We start from the raw sequence: 1,005 nt of genomic DNA on the forward strand, positions 1-1,005 counted from the left end.
ATCCACTTCACGCGCCGACGCCAACAACTCCGTGAACGACATCGACGGATCAACCTCGGTACGCAACACCAAAGTGTTGACGAACATACCGATCACATCATCGAGCTGCGCCTCACCACGACCCGCGATCGGGGCACCGATCGCAATGTCGGTCGTCGCGGACAAGCGTGCCAACAGCACCGCCAGAGCCGAGTGAACAACCATGAACGGCGTTGCATTTGTCGCCTTGGCCAGCTCGTCCAGCTCGGACCACAGCTGCGGTTCGATCGTGAAACTGTGATTGGCGCCGCGCCCTGAAGCAATCTCGGGACGAGGACGATCACCAGGCAGATCCAACTGCTCCGGAAGATCAGCCAACGCATCCGACCAAAACGCAATCTGCTGCGCGATGACGGACTGCGGATCCTCCTCGGATCCGAGGACCTCACGCTGCCACAACGAGTAGTCGGCGTACTGCACCGGCAACGGCGTCCAGGTCGGAGCCTGGCCGTTGGTTCGGGCGTAGTAGGCGGTCATGATGTCGCGGGTCAGCGGGCCCATCGAGAAACCGTCGGTCGAGATGTGATGCACCACGAACGACAACACGAAGTCGTCATCGGCGACCTGGAACAGCTTGGCGCGCAACGGAACCTCGACAGTGACATCGAAGCCCTGGGCGAAGAACGAATACAGCTCCGCCTGGATTCGGTCGTCGATGACGCGTTCTGCACCGAGATCGATCGATACATCTCCAACCGAGAGGATCTTCTGGTAGCCGATTCCGTCGACCTCGGGGTAGACCGTGCGCAGAACCTCGTGACGGCCGACAACGTCGTGCAGTGCCGAATTCAGGGCGGCCAGATCAAGCGCACCGGTGAGTCGAACGGCAACGGGGACATTGTTGACAGCAGAAGCGGTGTCGAATCGGTTGAGGAACCACATACGCTGCTGAGCCAACGACAACGGCACCCGAACCGGACGATCCTGCACCGTCAACGCCGCACGCGAACCACCACCGACATGAGA

The 1,005-nt window shown here is 60.7% G+C and carries 1 protein-coding gene; it reads right to left on the reverse strand.

The window, feature by feature from the left end; genetic code table 11:
- On the reverse strand, window positions 1-1,005 hold a 1,005-nt coding region (locus ACFT1A_RS31005), incomplete at both ends, for a condensation domain-containing protein (protein WP_378450114.1).

This window comes from Rhodococcus sp. NPDC057135 (assembly GCF_042670865.1).
Taxonomy (GTDB): domain Bacteria; phylum Actinomycetota; class Actinomycetes; order Mycobacteriales; family Mycobacteriaceae; genus Rhodococcus_F.